20 protein-coding genes are annotated in these 20,828 nt (G+C 63.3%); 8 read left to right on the top strand and 12 right to left on the bottom strand.

Going from position 1 to position 20,828, the window contains the following annotated elements; genetic code table 11:
• Window positions 1-115 precede the first annotated feature (115 nt).
• Window positions 116-406: an Asp-tRNA(Asn)/Glu-tRNA(Gln) amidotransferase subunit GatC gene (gatC, locus tag F0A16_RS03435; RefSeq protein ID WP_110717667.1), complete on the bottom strand. Its 291-nt coding sequence runs from the start codon at window positions 404-406 to the stop codon at window positions 116-118.
• 274 nt (window positions 407-680) lie between these two features.
• On the opposite strand from gatC, the gene F0A16_RS03440 reads away from it, so the two are divergent.
• The 7 genes from F0A16_RS03440 (at window position 681) to tldD (ending at window position 10,974) form a co-directional block, all read left to right on the top strand.
• Complete coding sequence (locus tag F0A16_RS03440; RefSeq protein WP_149433964.1) at window positions 681-1,718, top strand: rod shape-determining protein; 1,038 nt, start codon at window positions 681-683, stop codon at window positions 1,716-1,718.
• 57 nt (window positions 1,719-1,775) lie between these two features.
• A complete protein-coding gene (gene mreC / locus F0A16_RS03445; protein ID WP_275401740.1) occupies window positions 1,776-2,747 on the top strand; it encodes a rod shape-determining protein MreC in 972 nt (323 codons plus the stop codon).
• Between the two features lie 2 nt (window positions 2,748-2,749).
• Entirely contained in the window at window positions 2,750-3,229 is a 480-nt protein-coding gene (gene mreD / locus F0A16_RS03450) for a rod shape-determining protein MreD (RefSeq protein WP_110598221.1), read from the top strand.
• A 110-nt stretch (window positions 3,230-3,339) separates the two neighbouring features.
• Window positions 3,340-3,969 (top strand): Maf family protein, encoded by a 630-nt coding sequence (locus F0A16_RS03455; protein WP_149433965.1) that lies wholly within the window; start codon window positions 3,340-3,342, stop codon window positions 3,967-3,969.
• A gap of 117 nt (window positions 3,970-4,086) precedes the next feature.
• Entirely contained in the window at window positions 4,087-5,550 is a 1,464-nt protein-coding gene (rng, locus tag F0A16_RS03460) for a ribonuclease G (protein ID WP_149433966.1), read from the top strand.
• 19 nt (window positions 5,551-5,569) lie between these two features.
• Window positions 5,570-9,508, top strand: coding sequence for a YhdP family phospholipid transporter (locus F0A16_RS03465; RefSeq protein WP_187775889.1), 3,939 nt, complete (start codon window positions 5,570-5,572; stop codon window positions 9,506-9,508).
• Window positions 9,505-10,974: a metalloprotease TldD gene (gene tldD, locus F0A16_RS03470; protein WP_239023688.1), complete on the top strand. Its 1,470-nt coding sequence runs from the start codon at window positions 9,505-9,507 to the stop codon at window positions 10,972-10,974. The genes F0A16_RS03465 and tldD overlap by 4 nt, the downstream gene beginning before the upstream one ends.
• A 75-nt stretch (window positions 10,975-11,049) precedes the next feature.
• On the opposite strand, the gene yjgA is transcribed toward tldD, so the two are convergent.
• On the bottom strand, window positions 11,050-11,565 hold the full coding sequence (yjgA, locus tag F0A16_RS03475) for a ribosome biogenesis factor YjgA (RefSeq protein WP_149433968.1): 516 nt from the start codon (window positions 11,563-11,565) through the stop codon (window positions 11,050-11,052).
• 171 nt (window positions 11,566-11,736) lie between these two features.
• Here yjgA and pmbA point away from each other — a divergent pair, with 171 nt between their 5' ends.
• Complete coding sequence (gene pmbA / locus F0A16_RS03480; RefSeq protein WP_149433969.1) at window positions 11,737-13,077, top strand: metalloprotease PmbA; 1,341 nt, start codon at window positions 11,737-11,739, stop codon at window positions 13,075-13,077.
• Window positions 13,078-13,165: 88 nt separating this feature from the next.
• Here the strand turns inward: pmbA and F0A16_RS03485 are convergent, their stop codons facing one another.
• The 10 genes from F0A16_RS03485 to lptC form a co-directional block, all read right to left on the bottom strand.
• Window positions 13,166-13,597, bottom strand: a complete 432-nt coding sequence (locus F0A16_RS03485) for an acyl-CoA thioesterase (protein ID WP_239023689.1) — start codon at window positions 13,595-13,597, stop codon at window positions 13,166-13,168.
• A gap of 15 nt (window positions 13,598-13,612) precedes the next feature.
• Window positions 13,613-14,968 carry a magnesium transporter gene (gene mgtE / locus F0A16_RS03490; RefSeq protein WP_149433971.1) on the bottom strand — a complete coding sequence of 452 codons (1,356 nt, stop codon included), beginning with the start codon at window positions 14,966-14,968 and terminating at the stop codon, window positions 13,613-13,615.
• Window positions 14,969-15,068: 100 nt separating this feature from the next.
• Window positions 15,069-15,338, bottom strand: a complete 270-nt coding sequence (locus F0A16_RS03495; RefSeq protein WP_149433972.1) for an HPr family phosphocarrier protein — start codon at window positions 15,336-15,338, stop codon at window positions 15,069-15,071.
• Window positions 15,325-16,269: an RNase adapter RapZ gene (gene rapZ, locus F0A16_RS03500; RefSeq protein ID WP_149433973.1), complete on the bottom strand. Its 945-nt coding sequence runs from the start codon at window positions 16,267-16,269 to the stop codon at window positions 15,325-15,327. Before rapZ ends, F0A16_RS03495 begins: the two co-directional genes overlap by 14 nt.
• A gap of 3 nt (window positions 16,270-16,272) precedes the next feature.
• A complete protein-coding gene (gene ptsN, locus F0A16_RS03505; protein ID WP_149434109.1) occupies window positions 16,273-16,752 on the bottom strand; it encodes a PTS IIA-like nitrogen regulatory protein PtsN in 480 nt (159 codons plus the stop codon).
• Window positions 16,753-16,761: 9 nt separating this feature from the next.
• Window positions 16,762-17,070 (bottom strand): ribosome hibernation-promoting factor, HPF/YfiA family, encoded by a 309-nt coding sequence (hpf, locus tag F0A16_RS03510; protein ID WP_071232900.1) that lies wholly within the window; start codon window positions 17,068-17,070, stop codon window positions 16,762-16,764.
• Between the two features lie 119 nt (window positions 17,071-17,189).
• Window positions 17,190-18,623: an RNA polymerase factor sigma-54 gene (locus F0A16_RS03515; protein ID WP_149433974.1), complete on the bottom strand. Its 1,434-nt coding sequence runs from the start codon at window positions 18,621-18,623 to the stop codon at window positions 17,190-17,192.
• Window positions 18,624-18,772: 149 nt separating this feature from the next.
• Entirely contained in the window at window positions 18,773-19,498 is a 726-nt protein-coding gene (lptB, locus tag F0A16_RS03520) for an LPS export ABC transporter ATP-binding protein (protein WP_149433975.1), read from the bottom strand.
• A gap of 101 nt (window positions 19,499-19,599) precedes the next feature.
• Window positions 19,600-20,130: a lipopolysaccharide transport periplasmic protein LptA gene (gene lptA / locus F0A16_RS03525; protein ID WP_149433976.1), complete on the bottom strand. Its 531-nt coding sequence runs from the start codon at window positions 20,128-20,130 to the stop codon at window positions 19,600-19,602.
• Entirely contained in the window at window positions 20,127-20,723 is a 597-nt protein-coding gene (lptC, locus tag F0A16_RS03530) for an LPS export ABC transporter periplasmic protein LptC (RefSeq protein ID WP_149433977.1), read from the bottom strand. The genes lptA and lptC overlap by 4 nt, the downstream gene beginning before the upstream one ends.
• Window positions 20,724-20,828 lie beyond the last annotated feature (105 nt).

The raw sequence follows: 20,828 nt of genomic DNA on the forward strand, positions 1-20,828 counted from the left end.
AAGTGACGGCAACGGTCGCTCTCATCGATAAACGACGTCGGACGTGCTCGACGATGTCGAACTTACTCGACTCTCTAAAGCGCCCTGAAGTCTAAAGTATCCTGAAATGTCGAACTTATTCGACGACGCGAGGTACCAGATAGAGGCCGTCGGCGGTCTCCGGCGCGCAGGCCTGAAAGGCGTCTCGCTGATTGGTCTCGGTGACTTCGTCCGGGCGCAGGCGCTGGGTGGTATCGAGCGGATGGGACAGCGGCGCGATGCCATCGGTATCCACCGCTTGCAAGCGATCGACCATTTCCAGGATCCGGGTCAGGTCATCGACATAGCCGGCCGCTTCGGCATCGCTGTTGAGGCCCAGTCGAGCCAGGTGCGCGGCGCGCAGCACGTCCGCGTGTTCGATTGCCATGTAGAAGAGGTCCTCTCGTTGAGACATCGCGTCGTGGATGGCGGTGAGACCGTATCGCCGAACCCTTTTTTCCAAGCCTGATCTCAAGCCCTGGATGTCAGGAATCGGAGACGATCATCGCGCTAGAACTTCGCGATACTGTTCATGCCAAGAAATGGAGGAGACATTATCATATTAACGCCCCATCTGGCAGGCTTGCGCTTGCTGCTTTACCCCCACGGTGATACCGTTTGCGTCCGCACAGGGTTCCGGTCTGGACTAGGTAAAAGTTTCCATGTTTAAACGTTTACGGGGGCTGTTCTCGAGCGATCTGTCGATCGATCTGGGGACCGCCAACACGCTGATTTACGTCCGCGGTCGCGGGATCGTCCTGGACGAACCCTCCGTCGTGGCGATTCGCCAATCCGGCAACATGCGCAGTGTTGCGGCCGTCGGTCTTGACGCCAAACGGATGCTGGGGCGCACGCCCGGTAACATTACCGCCATCCGTCCGATGAAGGATGGTGTGATTGCCGATTTCACCGTTACCGAGCAGATGCTGCAGCATTTCATCCGCAAAGTTCATCAGAGCACTTTCCTGACACCTAGCCCACGCGTGCTGGTGTGCGTTCCCTGCATGTCCACGCAGGTCGAGCGCCGCGCGATCAAGGAGTCCGCCGAGGGTGCGGGGGCACGCGACGTCTATCTGATCGAGGAGCCGATGGCTGCCGCGATCGGTGCCGGCCTGCCGGTCGAGGAAGCACAGGGGTCGATGGTCGTCGATATCGGCGGCGGCACTACCGAGATCGCGATCATCTCGCTCAACGGGGTGGTCTACTCCGAATCCGTGCGCGTGGGCGGCGACCGCTTCGACGAGGCGATTACTTCCTACGTGCGTCGTCACTACGGCAGCCTGATCGGCGAGGCTACCGCCGAGCGGATCAAGGAGGAGGTGGGGTGTGCCTACCCGGGCGGCGAACTGCGCGAGATCGACGTTCGCGGTCGCAATCTGGCCGAAGGCATTCCGCGCAGCTTCACACTCAACTCCCACGAGATTCTCGATGCGTTGCAGGAGCCGCTGGCGTCCATCGTCGCGGCGGTCAAGAGCGCGCTGGAGCAGTCCCCGCCGGAACTCGCCTCCGATATCGCCGAACGTGGCCTGGTGCTGACCGGTGGCGGTGCGTTGCTGCGGGATATCGATAAGCTGATCGCCGAGGAGACCGGCCTGCCGGTCATCATTGCCGAGGACCCACTGTCCTGCGTTGCCCGGGGTGGCGGCAAGGCACTCGAGATGATCGATCAGCATACCTTCGAACTGCTCTCCAGCGATTGAGGCCAGCCGCGACGGATGAAGCCGCCGAGCGGCACGTTCCGTCTTCGGTAGGTGGGGGTGAGGCCTATCAAACCGCTGTTTTCCTACGGCCCGATACCCACGTACCGCATGCTACTGTGTGCGGTACTGGCGTTCGGGCTGATGTTCGCCGAACACCGCTTCAGCGCGGTGGAAACGGCACGTTCCCACATGACTACGATCGTGGCACCGATCCAGTGGCTGGTCGCGCTGCCGAGTGAGGGCGTGCGCTGGGGCGCCATGGCGATCTCCGACCAGCAGGCGCTGATCGACGAGAATGGTCGCCTTCGCGAGCAGTTGCTGACGCTCTCCAACCGGGTGCAGCGCATGGCGAGTCTGACCGCCGAGAACGTCCACCTGCGCGAACTGCTCAATGCACCAAATCCCGCCGATGTGCCCTATATCACTGCCGAGCTGCTGTCGCTGGACTCCGATCCGTTCACCCAGCAGATGGTGATCAACCGGGGGCGGCGCGATAGCGTCTACATCGGCCAGCCGGTGATGGACGCCTCAGGCCTGATCGGCCAGGTGGTGTCCGTCTCCGCCTATACCAGCCGGGTGCTGATGGTGGCCGATGCCAACCATGCCGTGCCGGTGGAGATCAATCGCAACGGATTGCGCTTCATCGCCCAGGGCACCGGCCAGCTCGATTCGCTCAACATTCCCAGCGTGCCGGCGACGGCGGATATTCGGGAGGGCGATCTGCTGGTGACGTCTGGCCTGGGCGGGCGTTTCCCCCAGGGGTATCCGGTCGCGCGCGTCGTCGATGTTAAGCGCGAGTCGAGTCAGGCGTTCATGGAAGTCTCGGCGGCGCCGATCTCCCAGCCGGAACGTTCGCGCTATTTCCTGCTGCTGTTTCCCCCCGAGCGACCCGAGGAGAGCTTGAGCGGGCCGGAGCGCATGGCACGCCAAGTGGTGTGGCCGGGCGATCCCGGGCATCCCGATGCCAACCGCATCAATGAAGACGCGTTGACCGCGGCGCTGACACTGCAATCCACGGAGCAGGAGTAGGCATGGGTCCGTTCGGTTATCTCTTCGTCTGGTTCACGCTGCTGTTGGCGCTCTGCCTGCAGGTGATGCCGCTGCCGGATGCCTGGCTGGTGTGGAGACCTGACTGGCTGGGCGTGCTGCTGGCCTACTGGTGTGTCGCCACCCCGCAGCGAGTGGGTGTGCTGCACGGCTTCGTACTGGGCCTGATGCTCGATCTGATCGAGGGCGCGCCGCTGGGGCAGAACGCCCTGGTGCTGTCGCTGCTGGCCTATCTCTTTCTGCTGCTCTACCAGCGCTTCCGTGTCTATTCGATATGGCAGCAGGCGGTATTGGTCTTCATTCTGCTGGGCATTGCGCAACTGGTCGAGCAGTGGCTGCGCACGATATTCGGACCGATCTCCGTGAGTCTCGAGTTCCTGCTGCCGGCGCTGATCGGCGCACTGCTCTGGCCGTGGCTCTTCACCATGATGCAAGTGGTGCGTCGCCGGCTGGGGATCGGTTAGTCCGTGGAGCAGGCATCTCGCAATGACGCTTCTGTGTGATCGAGGCCTTCCCCGGTTGATGGCGTCATCTCCGCGGCCAGCGACTTTCAAGTTGTCTTAGAGGATTGCCCATGCATGCCGCTTCTCGATCCGCGCCCGTCCTGCGCCTGGCATCGGCTTCGCCGCGTCGGCGTGAGTTGCTCGCGTCGATCGGCGTCGTTGTCGAGGTCGCGCCTGCCGATATCGACGAGACCCGACTAAAAGGGGAGTCGTCGGAAAATTTCGTCTCTCGCTTGGCTCGCGAGAAAGCCGAGGCAGGCCAGGCAGGCAGTGCGTTGCCGACATTGGGTGCCGACACTGTCGTGGTCTGCGATGACACCATCTTCGGCAAGCCGGAAGATGAGGCGCATGCCCGCGAGATGCTGATGACGCTGTCCGGGCGCGAACACCGCGTGCTGTCCGCGGTCGCCGTGCTGGGGCCTCGGGGGCTGGTCGAGACCCGAGTCTCCACGCGCGTGGTCATGCGTCGGATCGACGAAGCGGAAGCGTCGGCTTACTGGACAACCGGAGAGCCATTGGGCAAGGCGGGCGGCTACGCGATCCAGGGCTTGGCATCTGTCTTCGTCGACCACCTGGAGGGGAGCTACTCCGCCGTGGTGGGGCTGCCGCTCGCCGAGACGGCGGCCCTGCTGCGGGCGCAAGGCGTCTCGCTGTGGGGCGGTACGTTGCCGGATATCGGGTCCAGCGGTGGTGCCTCGTGACAGAGCGCCTTATGAGAGAATGGGCGGCTGTGCCATAATCCTTGGAAGACCAGCTCCGCTCGCCCTGGCAAGGGATGTCGCCGGCGTGCTCGAACAACCCGCAACAAGGATGCCCGCATGAGCGGTGAGGTACTGATCAATCTGACGCCGATGGAAACGCGGGTGGCCGTGGTGGAAAACGGCGTGCTGCAGGAAGCCTTCATCGAGCGCAGCCGTCGCCGGGGCATCGTCGGCAATATCTACAAAGGCAAGGTCGTGCGGGTCCTCCCGGGCATGCAGGCCGCGTTCATCGATATCGGCCTCGAGCGGGCCGCCTTCATTCACGTCAACGAAGTGCTGCCTCCCGATGCACCGCACGAGGAGCCGGCGTCGATCAGTCATCTGCTGCACGCCGGGCAGTCCCTGATCGTCCAGGTCACCAAGGATCCTATCGGTTCGAAGGGCGCGCGGCTGACCACGCATCTCTCCATCCCCTCCCGTTATCTCGTCTACATGCCGGATTCGCCCCACGTCGGCGTGTCCCAGCGGATCGAGGACGAGGCCGAGCGCGAACGATTGAAGGCTCTGGTCGAGAGCGGCAAGGCGGAGCTGCCGGCGGGCGACAGCGGGGGCTTCATCATTCGTACGGCGGCCGAGGGCGTGGGGCGGGAGGAGCTGTTCGCCGACATGGTCTTTCTCCAGCGGCTGTGGCAGAAGGTGGCCGAGCGGCGCACCACGGCCGAGGTCTCCACGCCGATCTACGACGATCTCCCGCTATTCATCCGCACGCTGCGGGACGTGATGCGCGATCAGATCGAGAAGGTGCGCATCGACTCGCGCGAAAACTACTTCAAGCTCAAGGAGTTCGCCCGGGAGTTCATGCCGACCATGGAGTCTCGGATCGAGTATTACCCTGGCGAGCGGCCGATCTTCGATCTCTACAGCGTCGAGGACGAGATTCAGAAGGCACTGGGGCGCAAGGTGCAGCTCAAGTCCGGCGGCTATCTGGTCATCGACCAGACCGAGGCGATGACCACCATCGACGTCAATACGGGCGGCTACGTCGGGCATCGCAATCTCGAGGAGACCATCTTCAAGACCAACCTCGAAGCGGCCACCGCCATCGCCCGTCAATTGCGACTGCGCAATCTCGGCGGCATCATCATCATCGATTTCATCGACATGGAAGAGCTGGAACATCAGCGTCAGGTGCTACGCGTGCTCGAGAAGTCGCTGGAGCGGGACCACGCCAAGAATAAGTTGACCGGCGTCACCGAACTGGGTCTGGTGCAACTGACCCGCAAGCGCACCCGCGAGAGTCTCGAACAGACACTGTGCGAACCCTGCCCGACCTGCCTGGGGCGGGGAGCGCTGAAGACGCCGGAAACGATCTGCTACGAGATCTTCCGCGAGATCCTGCGCGAGGAGCGTGCCTATGCGCCGGAGACCTACATGGTGCTGGCTGCCCAGTCGGTGGTCGATCGGTTGCTCGACGAAGAGTCCGCTGCGGTGGCCGATCTCGAATCCTTCATCGGCAAGACTATCCGCTTCCAGGTCGAGGCACACTACTCCCAAGAACAGTACGACATCGTACTGATGTGAACCGATGAGTCGTCCGCGAATGACTCGGTTGCGTGCCACGTGGCGCTGGCTGTTGACGCTGGTCGCCTTGGTTGCCCTCGTCGCCGCCTTGCTTTCGAGCGGCGTTCGACTGGCGGCCTGGCAGATTGATCGGTTGAGTCCATGGCTGACCTCGACCCTGGAAGATCAACTAGGCGCGAACGCCGAGCTCGGTCACCTCTCCCTGACGGTCCATCGGTTGAATCCCAGACTGACAATGAATGGCTTGCGACTCGACAGTCACGACGGTCAGCCGCTGCTGGACATTGATCACGCCGCCGGGCGGCTCGAGACGCTGGCGAGTTGGCGGCTGGGCGCGCCGGTGATTCGTGGAGCGGAGATTCGAGGTCTGACGCTGCATCTCTATCAGACCGCCGACGGTCGGTGGGCTTGGCCGGGTGGCGCGGGGAGCCGCTGGTTCGGCGGCACCGACGATTCGTCGTCGCCTTCGCTCGATGTCGATGGCTGGCTGCGAATACTGACGCGCCAGCAGGCCCGGCTCGAGAACATGACGCTGGTCCTGCATGGCGAGCGCGAGCAGGCCAGTATCTCGGTTTCGCAACTGACGCTGGCCAGCCGGCACGGTCAGGCTTCGATCCAGGCCACGCTCAGTACAGGGGAAAAGGAGGCAGGGCGTCTCCATCTTGCGGTCGAGAGCGGTGGCGAGTCGCGAGCAGAGGGAGGCGGCACCGACAACCATCCCGAGGCGCGCTTCGCCGGAGAGTTCGATCTGAGCGCGCTGTCGCCGTCGCTGGCCGCGTTGAGCTCGGGCTACCCCAGAGCGATCGGGAAGATCGAAGGCCAGGCGTCGCTGGGTGGCGAGTGGCGTGACAGCGGTCTGCGTCAGGGCCGTCTCTCCTTGAATGTGCCCAAGTTGCAAGTCAATGACACCCGCAACGAAGTCTCCGAGACGCTGCGGAGTCTCGGATTCGAGGCGGGACTGGACCGCGATCCCCAAGGGCGCTGGCAAGCCTGGCTGGATGACTTGAGCGTATCCCACGCCGGTTTGGCGGCGGTCGACTGGCCGCAGCGGTTGCAAGCCCAATCCACCGAGGATGGCTGGCGGCTGCGCAGCGCACCGTTCGATCTGGCTGGTATGACCGACTATTTGCGCTATTTGCCGTTGCCGTTCGAACTTTCGCAGACGCTGATCCAGTTGCACCCCCGTGGTCACGTTGCCGGTCTGGAAGTCGGGCGGAAAGGGGGTGAATGGTATGCCCAGAGCGCACTCGAGAACGCCTCGGTCACGGCCTGGAACGAGATTCCGGGCGGTGGGCCAGTCGATGCCTGGGTGACGTACCGAGGGCGTGGCGGCACGGTCTCCTTCTCGGCCGATGATGCGGCACAATTCGCGATTCCCATGGTCTATGCCGATCCACTGGACCTCTCCCATGCCAGCGGCCGGATCAACTTCGAGCTGACCCGTCAGGGCGCCGTGGTCAGCGGCGAGAACCTCAAGGCGGGATGGCGGGGCGCGACCGCCAATGGGCGATTCGGTCTGACGCTCTACGATGACCAGGACAAGCCCGGCACCTTCTTGCTCGACCTCGACTTTGCCAATGCCGATGCTCGAAACTCGCGGGTGTTGTCTTGGCTGCCCACACGAGTGATCGACGACGAGCAGCTGCGGGAGTGGTTCGGCGGCGACATCGGTGGCATCGTCGAGCAGGGTAAGCTGGGACTCTCCGTCACTCTGAGCGACAAGGAGTCGCCGGAGGGGCAGATGTTCTTCAACCCGGACGACTATTTCAAGTTGTCGCTGGACGTGGCCGACGGGCGTCTCCAGTACGCGCCGGAGTGGCCCGCGCTGGAGAAGGTGTACGGTCATCTGCAGATGGACAACATGAACCTGGACGCGGACATCACGCATGCCACCAGCCACGGCCTGACGACGCGCGATGCCACCGTCGAGTTAACCGACAAGACGTTGAGCATCGATGGTGGCGTTGACGGCAGTGCCACTGGTGTACTGGATTTCCTCGCCCATGCCCCGCTGGACACCATGAGCGAGACCTTCGGCCTCTGGCGGAGTGAGGGCTCGGTCAAGGCCAATCTTCACATTGACATGCCGATAGACGGGGGTAGCGATGTCGAAACCGACATGGCGGTCGACGTCCGGGGCCGAGTCGATGCGGAGTCACTGACGTTTCCCGAACTCCAACTGACGCTCGGCGGTGTCAACGGCAATCTGCGCTATCGGCGTGAGAAGGGCGAGGACTATGTCACGGGGGACCTGGGCGCCCGGGCTTTCGAGGGACCTGCGCTCGCGCACTTCAATATCGGCGGACGCGAGAGCGGTCCCAGCGGCATTGTCTTCGAGGGCAGAGCGTTGGGGCGTGGCCTTTTGGATTGGGCTGGGCTGTCTCGCGTCGGCGGTCTGATGAATGGCTTTTTCCCCTATCGGGCCAATTTGACGTTCGACGAACAGGACAACGCTAGCTTGGCGGTGCGCAGCGATCTCGAGAGCCTGGGGATCGAGTTGCCACCGCCGTTCGGGAAGTCGCCACAGTCGCGCGAGTCGCTGGCGGTCGATGCCGATATCGCCGCCGGCACTGGGCGGGTGACCTTGGGTAGCTGGGGGCATGCGCGCTGGCGCACCATCGGCGATCAGGTCCAGGGGCAGGTGTGGCTGGAAGGGTGGCCGGGCGAGCAGGCCGCCTGGCCCAGCGAGCCGGGCTGGTACGTGCTATGGCATCCGAATCGCGTCGACACCCAGCGCTGGGTCAAGGCGCTGAGCGAGCTCGAGGCTGACGATTCGGTGGGCAGTATTGGAACGACACTCGAAGACGACGTCGGCGATCCCGAGGCGAAGCCCGTCAAGGACGGCGGCGGTCTCAAGCGTATCGCGCTCTCGACGCCCTGCATCCTGGTGGATGGTCGCTGTCTCGGCGGCCTGCAGGCCGATGCCTCACCGCTGTCGAACGGCTGGCAACTGTCGCTAGCGGGCGAGATCGCCGCAGGCGAAGCTAGCTGGCAGCCGGACGCCGCGATGCCGATCGACGTCAACCTGCAACGTCTCAACCTCGACGCCTTGACGCCCGAGAAGGAAGCGGATCAGGACCAGGTATCGAGTCTGATGGAGGAGGTCGAGACCGCCCCTCATCCCGCGGCGATGCCTTCGGGTCTAGACAAGGTGCCGGCGGGCCGCGTGCGAGTCTCGCAGTTCGAGCGCCAGGGGCGAAAATTCGGGCCACTGGACGCAACCTGGAAAACCGATGGAAGGCATCTCGCCGTCAAGCCGCTGACCCTCACGTTGGGCGAGCTGAAGCTGTCCGGGGCGCTCGAGTGGGAAGCCTCCGGCAATGCGAGCTTGAGCCGAGTCCAGGTGCACGCCACCGGTGGCGACGTGGGAAGTGCCTTCCAGGCGCTGGACCAGCCGGTGCCGGTCACCAGCGAGAGTGCGGACACTGAACTGCAGCTCTCCTGGCCGGGGGCCCCGTGGCAGTTCGCCTTGCCGCTGTCGACCGGGCGGGTTCAGGCGACCATGGAGAATGGACGGCTGCGTCAGATCCATTCATCGGGAGCCAAACTGGTCGGGCTGTTCAATCTGGACAACGTGCTGCGCCGCCTGCAACTGGACTTTTCCGATGTCACCAGCGGTGGTACGTCTTTCAATAGCATCGAGGGCAGCGCTACGCTGTACAATGGCCGGTTGCAGACCGAAGGGCCGATTGTCATCGACGGTACCGCCACTCGATTCACGCTCTCCGGCGGCGTCGATCTCAATCGACAGACGCTGGACCAGCGCCTCGGGATCACCGTGCCCGTGAGTCAGAATCTGCCGCTGGTCGCGGTCATGGCCGGCGCCCCGCAGATCGGAGTCGGCCTGTTCGTCGTCGATCAGCTGTTCGGCCGCTGGCTGGACCGGGCAACGCAGATTTACTATCGCATCGAGGGCCCCTGGTCCTCGCCGAACATCAACCTGGAAAGTGCCCAATGACACTGAGCCCGATGAAACAGACGAGTGGTGACGCCCTCGAGCAGGCGTCGACGCTGTTGCTGGCCCCCGGCGGGCTGGATGTGGAATCGTTGAGCGTTGGCCTGGGCCACGCCATGGGCGCCGGTATCGACTACGCCGATCTTTTCTTCCAGCGCACCTGGCACGAGATGTGGGTGCTGGAAGATGGCGAGGTCAAGGATGCCAGCTACAACATCGATGGCGGCGTCGGCGTGCGCTCGCTCTCCGGCGAGAAGACCGGCTTCGCCTACTCCAGCCAGATCAGCCCGGATGCGCTGCTGGATACCGGACGCACCGCTTCCGGCATCGCGCGCAGCGGCGATCGGCGTGAACCGACAGCGATCCAGGTCGCCACCGCGACGTCTCGTTACCAGGGTGTCGATCCGCTGAGCGGGCTTGGCGCCGAAGAGAAGATCGCGATGCTCAAGCAGGCGGATCGCGTGGCGCGCGCCGCTGACCCTGCGGTGACCCAGGTCAGCGCGTCGCTGACCGGTGTCCACGAGGTGGTGCTCGTCTGTGCCAGCGACGGCACGCTGGCCGCCGATATTCGGCCGCTGGTACGGTTCAACGTCAATGTGATCGTCGCCAGGGATGGGCGCCGCGAACGGGGCAGCGCTGGCGGTGGCGGCCGCTACTCCATGCAGCGCCTGCGGGACGAGAACGTCGCCGACACCTACGCCAGGGAGGCCGTGCGACAGGCGCTGGTGAACCTGGAAGCGGTCGCCGCGCCGGCTGGCCAGATGCCGGTCGTGCTGGCCAATGGCTGGCCGGGCATCCTGCTGCATGAAGCGGTGGGACACGGTCTGGAGGGGGATTTCAACCGCAAGGGCAGCTCCTCCTTCGCCGGCCGCCTGGGCCAGCAGGTGGCGGCCAAGGGCGTCACCGTCGTCGACGATGCCACGCTCGACGACTGCCGCGGTTCGCTGAGCATCGACGACGAGGGGACGCCGGGCCAGTACACGCCGTTGATCGAGGATGGCATCCTCACCGGCTACATGCAGGACAAGCTCAACGCGCGGTTGATGGGAATGCAGCCCACCGGCAACGCGCGCCGTGAATCCTATGCTCACGTCACCATGCCCCGCATGACCAATACCTACATGCTGGCGGGGCAGGATGACCCGGAAGAGATCGTCAAGAGCGTCAAGCGAGGCCTCTATGCGGTCAGCTTCGGCGGCGGCCAGGTCGACATTACCTCCGGCAAGTTCGTGTTCTCGGCCTCCGAGGCGTACCTGATCGAAGATGGCAGGATCACGGCGCCGGTCAAGGGCGCCACGCTGATCGGCAATGGCCCCGAAGCGATGTCGCGCGTCTCGATGATCGGCAACGACATGGCGCTGGACAGCGGCATCGGGATCTGCGGCAAGGAGGGCCAGGGCGTGCCGGTGGGTGTGGGCCAGCCGACCTTGAAGCTGGACGAGATCACCGTCGGTGGCACGGCGTCATAGGCTTGAGCTACTGGCTGCGAGCAAGGCGTTGCGCGATCTCGCGAGAGACAGGCACCGGTTTTCGCGGCTCGCGGCTCAAAGCCCGGCGGTGTCGCGAATCAGCTGGAACAGCTTGCGGGAGCTGGCGGGCGGTTTGTTGCGCTGTCTCTCGCTCCGGGCATTGCGAATCAACTGGCGCAGCGACTGGCGGTCGACGTGGGGGTGCGCTTCGATGAAGGGCTCCAGTGCGTCATCGTCCTCGATCAGTTGGTCACGAAGCCGTTCGAGACGGTGGAACGCCGCGTTACGCTGGACGTGCTCATGGTCGATCTCCTCGAAGGCGGCCCGGATCGCCTCGCGGTTTTCCTTGCGCATGACCTTGCCGACGTACTGCATGTGGCGACGGCGTCCTTCGTGGGAGCGGATGCGGCCGGTCTCCTCGACGGCAGCAAGCATGTCGTCGGAGAGCGGTAACCGCGCACGCACGGCGGGGTCCAGCGCGATGATGCGCTCGCCCAGGGCCTGCAGCTCCTGCATCTCCCGTTTGATCTGGCTCTTGCTGGGAGGTGCGTCGTGGTCGAAAGCCGTATCGTGGTCCGAATCGTTAGCCATGGTTTACCCAATGCGTCGAGTGAGGGCCGTAGTATATCAGCGCGACCCGCCTCGCCAACGCCTCTTGTCAGTCAGGTGCGTGGAGAGAGCCACGTCCAGGATTCGAATTGATCCAGGCTACGCTCGATCGGTGTTCCCGGTGAGCGGAGTTTCAAGCATCAGGAGTCTCAGATGAGTCAAGCTTTCAACGCCGAGGCGCAGCAATCGCGCCTCGAGGAGCGCGCCGGCATGGCGCTGGAACTCGCCAGGCAACTTGGCGCAGACGCTTGCGAAGTCGGTGCCAGCGTCGATCAGGGGTTGGGCGTGAGCGTGCGTCTGGGCGAGATCGAGACCGTGGAGCTCTCCCGCGATCAAGGCATCGCGGTCACCGTGTACGTGGGCAACCGCAAGGGCAACGCCTCCTCTTCGGACGCCGGTGACGCCTCGATTCGTGCGGTGGTCGAGAAGGCGGTCTCGATCGCGCGTTATACCGGCGAGGACCCGGCCTCGGGGCTCGCCGACGCATCGCTCATGGCGACCGAGCTGCCGGATCTCGACCTCCATCATCCCTGGGCACTGAATACCGACGAGGCGGTCGAGCTGGCGTTGCGCTGCGAAGATGCCGGCCGTGAGCGTACCGGCATCACCAACTCCGAGGGGGCCAGTCTTTCTTCCTCGGAGGTGGTCACGGTCTACGCCAACAGCCATGGTTTCCTGGGCAGCAAGCGCGGCACTCGGCACTCGCTCTCCTGCCTGCTGATCGGTGGTAGCGGCGACGGCATGCAGCGCGATCACGATTTCACCACGGCGCGCAGGGCCAGCGATCTGGCAAGCCCCGAGTCGGTGGGGGTCAGCGCCGCCGAGCGGACACTGAGCCGGTTGGGCGGGCAGCGGCCCAAGACCGGGCGGTTTCCGGTGCTGTTGGCGCCGGACATGGCGCGCGGGCTGGTCGGCAACCTGCTCAACAGCATTGCCGGTGGCGCGCTCTATCGAGAGTCGTCGTTTCTCTGCGACCAGCTCGGCGAAACGCTGTTCCCGGACTGGTTCACCCTCGGTGAGCATCCGCGCGAGGTCGGTGGCATGGCGAGTGCCGCCTTCGATGGTGACGGCGTGGCCACTCGCGACAACGTCTTCATCGATCGCGGCAAACTGGCGAGCTACATGCTGGCGGCCTATAGCGCGCGTCGGCTGGGCCTCCAGACCACCGGAAACGCTGGCGGCGCGCGCAACGTCCGTATTCAGGCGCCGACGTCTTCCCTGGAGCGTCTGATGCAGCAGATGGGCACGGGGATCATGGTGACCGAGATGATGGGGCAGGGGCTCAATCCGGTGACCGGCGACTATTCCCGAGGCGCGGCGGGTTTCTGGATCGAGAAAGGTCGGATATCTCATCCGGTGGAGGAGTTCACCGTGGCCGGCAACCTGCGCGAGATGTTCGCCGGCCTCCAGGGCATCGGTGACGACATCGACCGGCGGGGCAGCATCCAGACCGGCAGTTGGTTGATCGACTCGATGACCATTGCGGGGCAGTAGGCGCACGCGATGGGCTACGAAGAAAGCCAGCGACGTTCGTCGCTAGCTTTCTTCTTTACGGCAAACCACATGCTGATCCTCGCGGCTCTCAGCCGTCGAGCCGATCCTTGATATAGGTGATCTCGGTTTGGCCATGCGGTGCGGGAACGCCGTCCTCGCCGAGATTCACGAAGACCATCCTGTCGATCGTCAGAATGCTCTTGCGGGTGATCTTGTTGCGGACATGACACTCCAGCGTGATGGAGGTGGTGCCGAAATGGGTCGCCGTGATGCCAAGCTCGATGATATCGCCCTGTCGGGCGCTGGAGGCAAAGTTGATCTCGGAGATGTATTTCGTCACCACCTGGGCGTTGCCCAGTTGAATGATGGCGTAGATCGCGGCTTCCTCGTCGATCCAGCGCAACAGGCTGCCACCGAACAGCGATCCGTTGGGATTGAGATCCTCGGGCTTGATCCATTTGCGGGTGTGAAAGTTCATCTGCTGCTCCTTGCCTGGCTTGCGCTCGTGGCCAATTGTCACGTTGCCATCATGCCGTTATAGATAGAACGCCGTCGCCAACCCGAGGAAGGCGACGAAGCCGACTACGTCGGTGATGGTCGTCAACAGCACGCCGCCGGATAGCGCCGGATCGATCTTGAACTTTTTCAGCATCACCGGGATCAAGGTACCTGCCAGCGTGGCCACGGTCAGATTGATGACCATCGCCATGGCAATGATTTCGCCCAGCCGAATGTCATCGAAGCGGAACACCGACATCGCGCCCACGACGACGGCCCAGATCAGGCCGTTGGTCATGCCGACGAGCAGCTCTCGAATCAGCAGCCAGCGGACATTGGCGCCCGACACGTGACCCAGTGCGATACCGCGAATCAGAACGGTCAGGGTCTGCGAACCGGCGATGCCGCCCATGCTGGAAACGATCGGCATCAATACGGCCAGCGCGGCAATCTGCTGGATGGTGTCCTCGAAGAAACCGATGGCGATGGAGACGATCGTCGCTGCGATCAGGTTGATGCCGAGCCATACCGCGCGGCGGCGGCTGGTCCTCAGTGCGGGGGCGAAGGTGTCTTCGTCTTCGTCGAGACCAGCCATGCTCATGACTTGATGTTCGGCATCCTCTCGGATGACGTCGACCACGTCGTCGATGGTGATGCGGCCGAGCAGTTTGCCATCAATGCCGACGACTGGCGCCGAAATCAGATCATGTTTCTGGAACAGCGTCGCCACGTCACTGTCCGAGGCAGTCGCCTGAATGGCGTGAAAGTCGGTCTGCATCACTTCGCGAACCAGTACCGAGACATCCGATACCAGCAGACGGTTGATCGACAGGATGCCGATCAGCTCGTCGCGACGCGTGACCACCAGCAGAGTGTCCGTGGCATCCGGCAAGCGCTCGTGGCGACGCAGATAGCGTAGGACGACGTCCAGCGTGATATCCGGGCGGATGGTGATCGCATCCGGGTTCATCAGACCGCCGGCGGTGTCCTCCGGATAGGAGAGAACCGCTTCGACGCGCTGGCGTTCCTGGGCCTCCATCGACTGGAGGACTTCCTGAATGACGGTATTGGGTAATTGCTGCAGCAGGTCGGCGAGGTCGTCGACATCGAGCCCTTCGGTCGCTGTCAGCAGCTGTTCCGCATCCATGCGGTTGAGGAATTCGAGCTGGACGTCATCGCCCAGATACTGCAGCACGTCGCCATGTAGCTCGGGGTCCAGCAAGCCCCACAGGATCTCGCGCTCCTTGGGTGGCGTGGATTCCAGCAGATGGGCGACATCCACCGGTGCCAAGCCGCGGTTGAGCATGCGCCGCGCCTGATCCAGTGCGCCGCTTTCGAGGGCTTCATTGAGCTTGGCCAGCCGTGGCTGCAGTTTTTCGGGATTGTTGCTCATCCTGAACGGTCATCCTTGAACGACTGGCGATAGGGTGAGCATTCTACCATCGTCGAGAGAAATGACGAGGATAGAAAACGCTGTTCATAAACGGGGTGGGTTACTCGTCCTCGTGAAAACGAGCGTCGAACAGCCCGACGATAGCCTCCATGGCAGCGTCTGCGTCCTCGCCTTCGGTGACGACGACCAGCGCGGTGCCACAAGGTGCCGCGAGCATCAGCAGCGACATGATGTTGGCGGCGTCTGCCTGGCGGTTACCGTGATGGATCGCCACACGCACGTCGAAGGGTTGGCAGCATTGAACCAGTTTGGTGGCGGCACGGGCATGTAGCCCGCGGCGGTTGGTCAGGCGAAGTTCACGTGTCGGCATCGCGCTCGGGTGATCCTGCATTTCCTGTTGATGCGGACGGCTGCGCTGCTGAGTCACTCGAGAGAGCGGTGTGAATGCCCAGCTCACGATGGCGCAGTCGAATATCGGCGTCGTCGTGGTGAAAATGGCGTGCCAGTCGCTCAATCAGATAGACCGAGCGGTGTTGGCCGCCGGTACAGCCGATAGCGACTGTCAGATAACTGCGATGGCTGGCCAGATAGGATGGCAGCCAGCGATCGAGCCAGGCGTGGATATCCTCCGCCAGGGCATGGACGTCGGGATAGGACTCCAGGAACTCGATGATCTGAGCATCTCGGCCATCGTAGGCGCGCAGCCCAGGGTCCCAGAACGGATTGGGGAGACAGCGCGCGTCGAATACCATGTCGGCGTCCAGCGGCACGCCCCGTTTGAAGCCGAACGACTCGAAGGTCAAGGTCAGGCGGCCGCCGGTATGCTTGGCCACCTGTTCGCCGATTCGGGCCCGGAGGTCGTGCACCGATAGCCCCTGCGTGTCGATTACCAGATCGGCCACGCGGCGAATCGGCGCCAGATAGCCTTGCTCGTGGTCGATTGCCTCGGCCAGCGTCATGTCGTTGCCGCGGGTCAGCGGGTGGCGGCGACGAGTGGCCGAGTAGCGTTCGAGCAGGATCTTGGCGTCGGCGGTGAGATAGACGACCTGGGTGTCTATGCCGCGGCCGCGCACCGCGTCCAGCAGTATGGGGAAGCGCTCCAGGGATTCCGGCAGGTTGCGCGCGTCGATGCTGACCGCCACGTTGGGCCGGGAGGGTGGGGCGCTGCGCAGCTCGTCGATCAGCGGGGCCAGCAGGTTGGCCGGAAGGTTGTCGATGGCGTAGTAGCCAAGATCCTCGAGCGCCTGCAGTGCGATCGATTTCCCCGAGCCTGAACGGCCACTGATGATGACGAGTTGCATTGCTTATCCGTCGTCGCTGTCACGATGATGGCGAATGGCATCGATGAGAGAGTCGTGCAGCGCCCGCTGCGAGTCGGCCTGGCGCAGCTGATGCCGGACGCTGCTCTGATTCATGATGCCGGCAACTTCCGCCAGGAGCGACAGATGGGCGTCGTCCGCCTCTTCCGGCACCAGCAGCACGAAAACGAGGTCTACCGGCTCGCCGTCGATGGCGTCGAAGTCGATGGCATCTTCCAGGCGCATGAATCCCGCGATCGGCCCTTTGCAATGAGGGCTGCGAGCATGGGGGATGGCAACGCCGTTGCCAATCCCCGTGCTTCCCAGTCGTTCACGGCCGATCAGGCGACTAAAGACCTCGTGGCTATCCAGGCTGGGCGTGTTCTGGGCAATGAAGGTGCTGAAGAATTCCAGCAGACGTTTTTTGCTGCCCCCCGTGACCTCGAAGAGGGTGCGCTCGGGGGGCAGAATGCTTTCCAATGTCATCATCAGGCGTCAACGGGCGCCTGCGCCTTGGGCGCGGGCTTGTGCCTTCTCTTTGTGTTTGACCAGTTGGCGGTCGAGTTTGTCGGCCAGTGAATCGATGGCGGCATACATGTCGGTATCGCTGGCTTCGGCGTGCAGATCACCGCCTGCCGCGTGCAGGGTACAGGCTGCCTGTTGGCGTTCCTTCTCGACACTCAGGGTGACCTGGACATTGGTGATGTTGTCGTAGTGACGCTCCAAACGAACGAGTTTCTCTCCGACGTAGTCCCGGAGGGCGTCGGTCAGCTCGACATGGTGGCCGGTAACGTTCACTTGCATGACACACTCCTGTTGCGGCAGATGGCACTTCTGATTGTAACCCTTTTCAGGGCACTGCAAAGGCATCGTGATCGATCTGGTTCGGAATGGCGAGCCTTGACTGGCTTCGGGCTCGAGGATCAGGCCAGACGCTTGCGCTCACTGGACGACGGAATGCCCATGGCTTCGCGGTATTTGGCCACGGTGCGCCTGGCAACGTTGATATCGGACTGAGCCAGCAGTTCAACCAATTTGCTGTCCGAGAGAGGTTTGCGCGGGGACTCGTCGCCGATGAATTTCTTGATGCGGGCGCGGATGGCGGTGCTCGAATAGCTGTCGCCGTTGCCACTCTGGCCGCCGACCTGGCTCGAGAAAAAATATTTCAATTCGAACACACCGCGTGGCGTGTGAATGTATTTCTGGGTCGTGACGCGGGAGATCGTCGATTCATGCATATCGACGCTGCGGGCGATGTCGGCGAGGATCAGGGGTTTCATCGCTTCTTCACCGCGCTCGAGAAACCCCACCTGGCGCGACATGATCTCCCGACCCACCCTGAGTAGCGTGTCGTTGCGGCTGGAGAGGCTCTTGATCAGCCAGCGGGCTTCCTGCAGGTGCTGGCGCAGAAACGTGTTGTCATCGCTTTTGTCCGCCCGTTTGATCAGGGCGGCGTAGTCGGGCTGAATGCGCAGACGCGGCAAGGTTTCGGCATTCAGCTCGATGCGCCAGCCATCGTGAGAGGGGGTGGCGACCAGGTCGGGGGTCACGTAATCGTCGCGGCTGGTGTCGAAGCGCTGCCCCGGACGCGGCTCCAGCGTCCGGATCAAGGCGATGACGCTATCGAGCTCATCCTCCTCGAGACGCAGGCGGCGCTTGAGTAGTCGGCGATCGTTGCCAGCCAGCGCTTCGAGGAACTGGCGCACCAGGCGCTTGGCCTGAGGCAACAGTGGCGTGTCGTCGTCCAGTATGCCAAGTTGGAGCAGCAGGCACTCGCGCAGATTGCGAGCACCGACGCCGGTGGGATCGAACTGTTGCAGGCGCATAAGCGTGTGCTCGAGATCGGCCGTGCTGACACTTTCTCCGCGCTGCTTGCGCAGACTCGCCGACAGGTCGTCCAGCGAGCCCACCAAGTAGCCATCGTCGTTGATGGCATCGATCAGACATTCTCCCAGTGCCCGCTCGCGCTCGTCGAAATCCTCCATCGCCATCTGCCAGAGCAGGTGGTCGCGAAGGGTCGTGACAGCCGCGTTCCGGTCGAAATCCGGTGCTTCCACGCTGCCACTACCGTTGCCCAGAGAGCCTGCATGGGCGTCCTGATAGGTATCGCTCCAGTCACTGTCGAGCGCCAGTTCATCGGGAATGTCATTGGACCACTCGTCTTCCGCAGCGTCCCGAGTCTCCTGCTCCGAGTATGGCTCTTCCATTTCCAGCATGGGGTTGGACTCTAGCGCCTGCTGTATTTCCTGACGCAGGTCGAGCGTCGACAGCTGGAGCAGTTGAATGGCCTGCTGGAGCTGGGGCGTCATGGTCAACTGCGTGCCGACCCTGAGTTGCAGCGAGGGCTTCATGGACATGGAAAAACGATCGTCACAATCAACGGAGGAAGGCTCACGTTACTGGCTGCGATGGCGATATGCAACGTTTTATGCAAGAAACATGCCATCGAGGCGAACTTCGGGTGGCCGACTGTCGATGGCATGACCAGAAGGGGAGGCGTGGGCGACTACAGGCGAAACTCGTGGCCGAGATAAACGTCACGAACGCGCTGGTTTTCGAGAATGGCCTGTGGATGGCCCTCGGCGATGATCTGGCCGTCGCCGACGATGTAGGCGTTATCGCAGATGTCGAGCGTCTCGCGCACGTTGTGGTCGGTAATCAGGACGCCGATCTCGCGGTCGCGCAACTGACGGATGATGCTCTTGATATCACCGACCGAGATGGGGTCGACACCGGCAAACGGCTCGTCGAGCAGCACGAATGCCGGCTCGGTGGCCAAGGCGCGGGCGATCTCGACACGCCGGCGCTCGCCGCCGGACAGGCTCATGCCCAGATTGTCGCGAATATGATCGACGTGGAAATCGCCGAGCAGCTGTTCCAGCCGTTCGCGCCGCCCGACACGATCCAGATCCTTGCGCGTCTCGAGGATCGCCATGATGTTGTCGGCGACGCTCAGCTTGCGGAAGATCGAGGCCTCCTGTGGCAGATAGCCGATACCGGCTCGTGCCCGGTCGTGCATCGGCGCGCGGCTGAGATCCGTGTCGTCGATATGGACGCTTCCAGCATCGGCCTTGACCAGGCCGACGATCATGTAGAAGGACGTCGTCTTGCCGGCGCCATTCGGTCCCAGTAAGCCGACGATACTGCCTTGCCGTAGCGTTAGGCTGAAGTCGTGGACGACTCGGCGTCCCTTGTAGCTCTTGGCAAGGTTGGCGGCCGTTAGCGTTTTCATGAATACGATCCTTGTGGCTGCGCGCCAGAGAGTGATGCCGGCGTGTCGGCGATCACGCCTCGCGCAACGGCTCGAAACGATGCCGGGTCATGGTTCGACCGTTACTGGGACGAATCGCGCGGCGTGAGAGTCATGCGGACGCGACCGTCGCCGTTTCCGTCGCCATTCTGGGCTGAGCGGGCCTGGACGCGTCGCGAGTCGAGATAGTATTCGACATAGGCGCCGTCGAAGGTGTCGCCAGCCTGGTGCAGCTCGGCGTTGCCGATCAGCTCCACGCGTCGTTCGGCAGCGTGGTAGACCACGGTATCGCCCCAGCCCTTAACGATTTCCTGATCGGGGGCCGGCTTCTGTTCGAGATAGGCGCGCTCGCCGCCGCCGCCCTTGGCAGTGACCTGGCTGACCTGGCCGTTGTTGCCGCGCTGGATATCGACGCGTGCGGCCTTGAGATGCATGCTGCCTTGCTGCATGTCGACGCCGCCCGTGTAGACGGCGGTGCCCTGGCGGTCGTCCAGCTCGAGTTGATCGGCGGCGATTTCTATCGGTGCGCTGGCATCGCTTTCCAGCGCGACGGTCGGAAAACTGGTGAAACCCAGCGCGGTCAGCACCAGGAGTTGGCCGATTTCTCGCCTCATGATCCTTGATCCTCAGATTGCTGTGGCAGGCGCCCCTGCACGTTGTCGGTCAAGCGCATACGATCTTCGTTGATCCAGGCATCAAAGCGATTCCCGCGCATGCTCTGATTATGCTGACGCAACACGGAGGGTGTGTCACTCCAGGCGTGGGCTTCTCGATTGTCGTAGTGCAGCGTCTGCGTTTCCAGGCTCCACGCCTGCTCCGGCTGAACCAAGCGTGCGTCGCCCTGGAGCGTCAACTGTTCGCCGCTGCGGCTCAACTGCCCTGTTTGACTGGTCACCTGCCACTGGCGTTGCTGGTCGTCGGTCAGATAGCCGTGTGGCGCTTCGGTGCGGATGATGTCGTCGGACGGCGTATGTACCAGCCGTGGCGTCTCCAGGCGCTGATAGGCGCGCCCCTGTTCATCGAAGCGCGTCATGCGGGCGTCCTCGAGATAGTAGTCGGGCTCGCCGACCGTGTTGCCGATGACGGGCTCCTGATCGTTCTCGCCGCGCTGATCCAGGTAGGTCAAGCCACCCCCCAGGGCCAGCAGCAGGACCAACAGGCCGAGGCGACGCCACCAGGGAGACTGGAATCTGGCTGTTTTGGCCACGTTATCTCCTCGTGTTGATTGTGCGTGTCGTGATCGAAGGTTCCGGGGCCGCACGCCTGTCGTCGGATGGCTTGGATCGAAATCACGAGACGACGGGTATCGTGC

This window comes from Salinicola corii, assembly GCF_008298015.1.
GTDB lineage: Bacteria > Pseudomonadota > Gammaproteobacteria > Pseudomonadales > Halomonadaceae > Salinicola > Salinicola corii.

Coding starts and splice junctions, on each gene's coding strand:
- lptB (WP_149433975.1), bottom strand. CDS start 19,498: ATGAAAACGCTAACGGCCGCCAACCTTGCCAAGAGCTACAAGGGACGC.
- yjgA (WP_149433968.1), bottom strand. CDS start 11,565: ATGGCTAACGATTCGGACCACGATACGGCTTTCGACCACGACGCACCT.
- rng (WP_149433966.1), top strand. CDS start 4,087: ATGAGCGGTGAGGTACTGATCAATCTGACGCCGATGGAAACGCGGGTG.
- ptsN (WP_149434109.1), bottom strand. CDS start 16,752: ATGACATTGGAAAGCATTCTGCCCCCCGAGCGCACCCTCTTCGAGGTC.
- tldD (WP_239023688.1), top strand. CDS start 9,505: ATGACACTGAGCCCGATGAAACAGACGAGTGGTGACGCCCTCGAGCAG.
- F0A16_RS03455 (WP_149433965.1), top strand. CDS start 3,340: ATGCATGCCGCTTCTCGATCCGCGCCCGTCCTGCGCCTGGCATCGGCT.
- hpf (WP_071232900.1), bottom strand. CDS start 17,070: ATGCAAGTGAACGTTACCGGCCACCATGTCGAGCTGACCGACGCCCTC.
- rapZ (WP_149433973.1), bottom strand. CDS start 16,269: ATGCAACTCGTCATCATCAGTGGCCGTTCAGGCTCGGGGAAATCGATC.
- F0A16_RS03495 (WP_149433972.1), bottom strand. CDS start 15,338: ATGCCGACACGTGAACTTCGCCTGACCAACCGCCGCGGGCTACATGCC.
- pmbA (WP_149433969.1), top strand. CDS start 11,737: ATGAGTCAAGCTTTCAACGCCGAGGCGCAGCAATCGCGCCTCGAGGAG.
- F0A16_RS03515 (WP_149433974.1), bottom strand. CDS start 18,623: ATGTCCATGAAGCCCTCGCTGCAACTCAGGGTCGGCACGCAGTTGACC.
- F0A16_RS03440 (WP_149433964.1), top strand. CDS start 681: ATGTTTAAACGTTTACGGGGGCTGTTCTCGAGCGATCTGTCGATCGAT.
- mreD (WP_110598221.1), top strand. CDS start 2,750: ATGGGTCCGTTCGGTTATCTCTTCGTCTGGTTCACGCTGCTGTTGGCG.
- gatC (WP_110717667.1), bottom strand. CDS start 406: ATGGCAATCGAACACGCGGACGTGCTGCGCGCCGCGCACCTGGCTCGA.
- mgtE (WP_149433971.1), bottom strand. CDS start 14,968: ATGAGCAACAATCCCGAAAAACTGCAGCCACGGCTGGCCAAGCTCAAT.
- lptA (WP_149433976.1), bottom strand. CDS start 20,130: ATGAGGCGAGAAATCGGCCAACTCCTGGTGCTGACCGCGCTGGGTTTC.
- F0A16_RS03465 (WP_187775889.1), top strand. CDS start 5,570: ATGACTCGGTTGCGTGCCACGTGGCGCTGGCTGTTGACGCTGGTCGCC.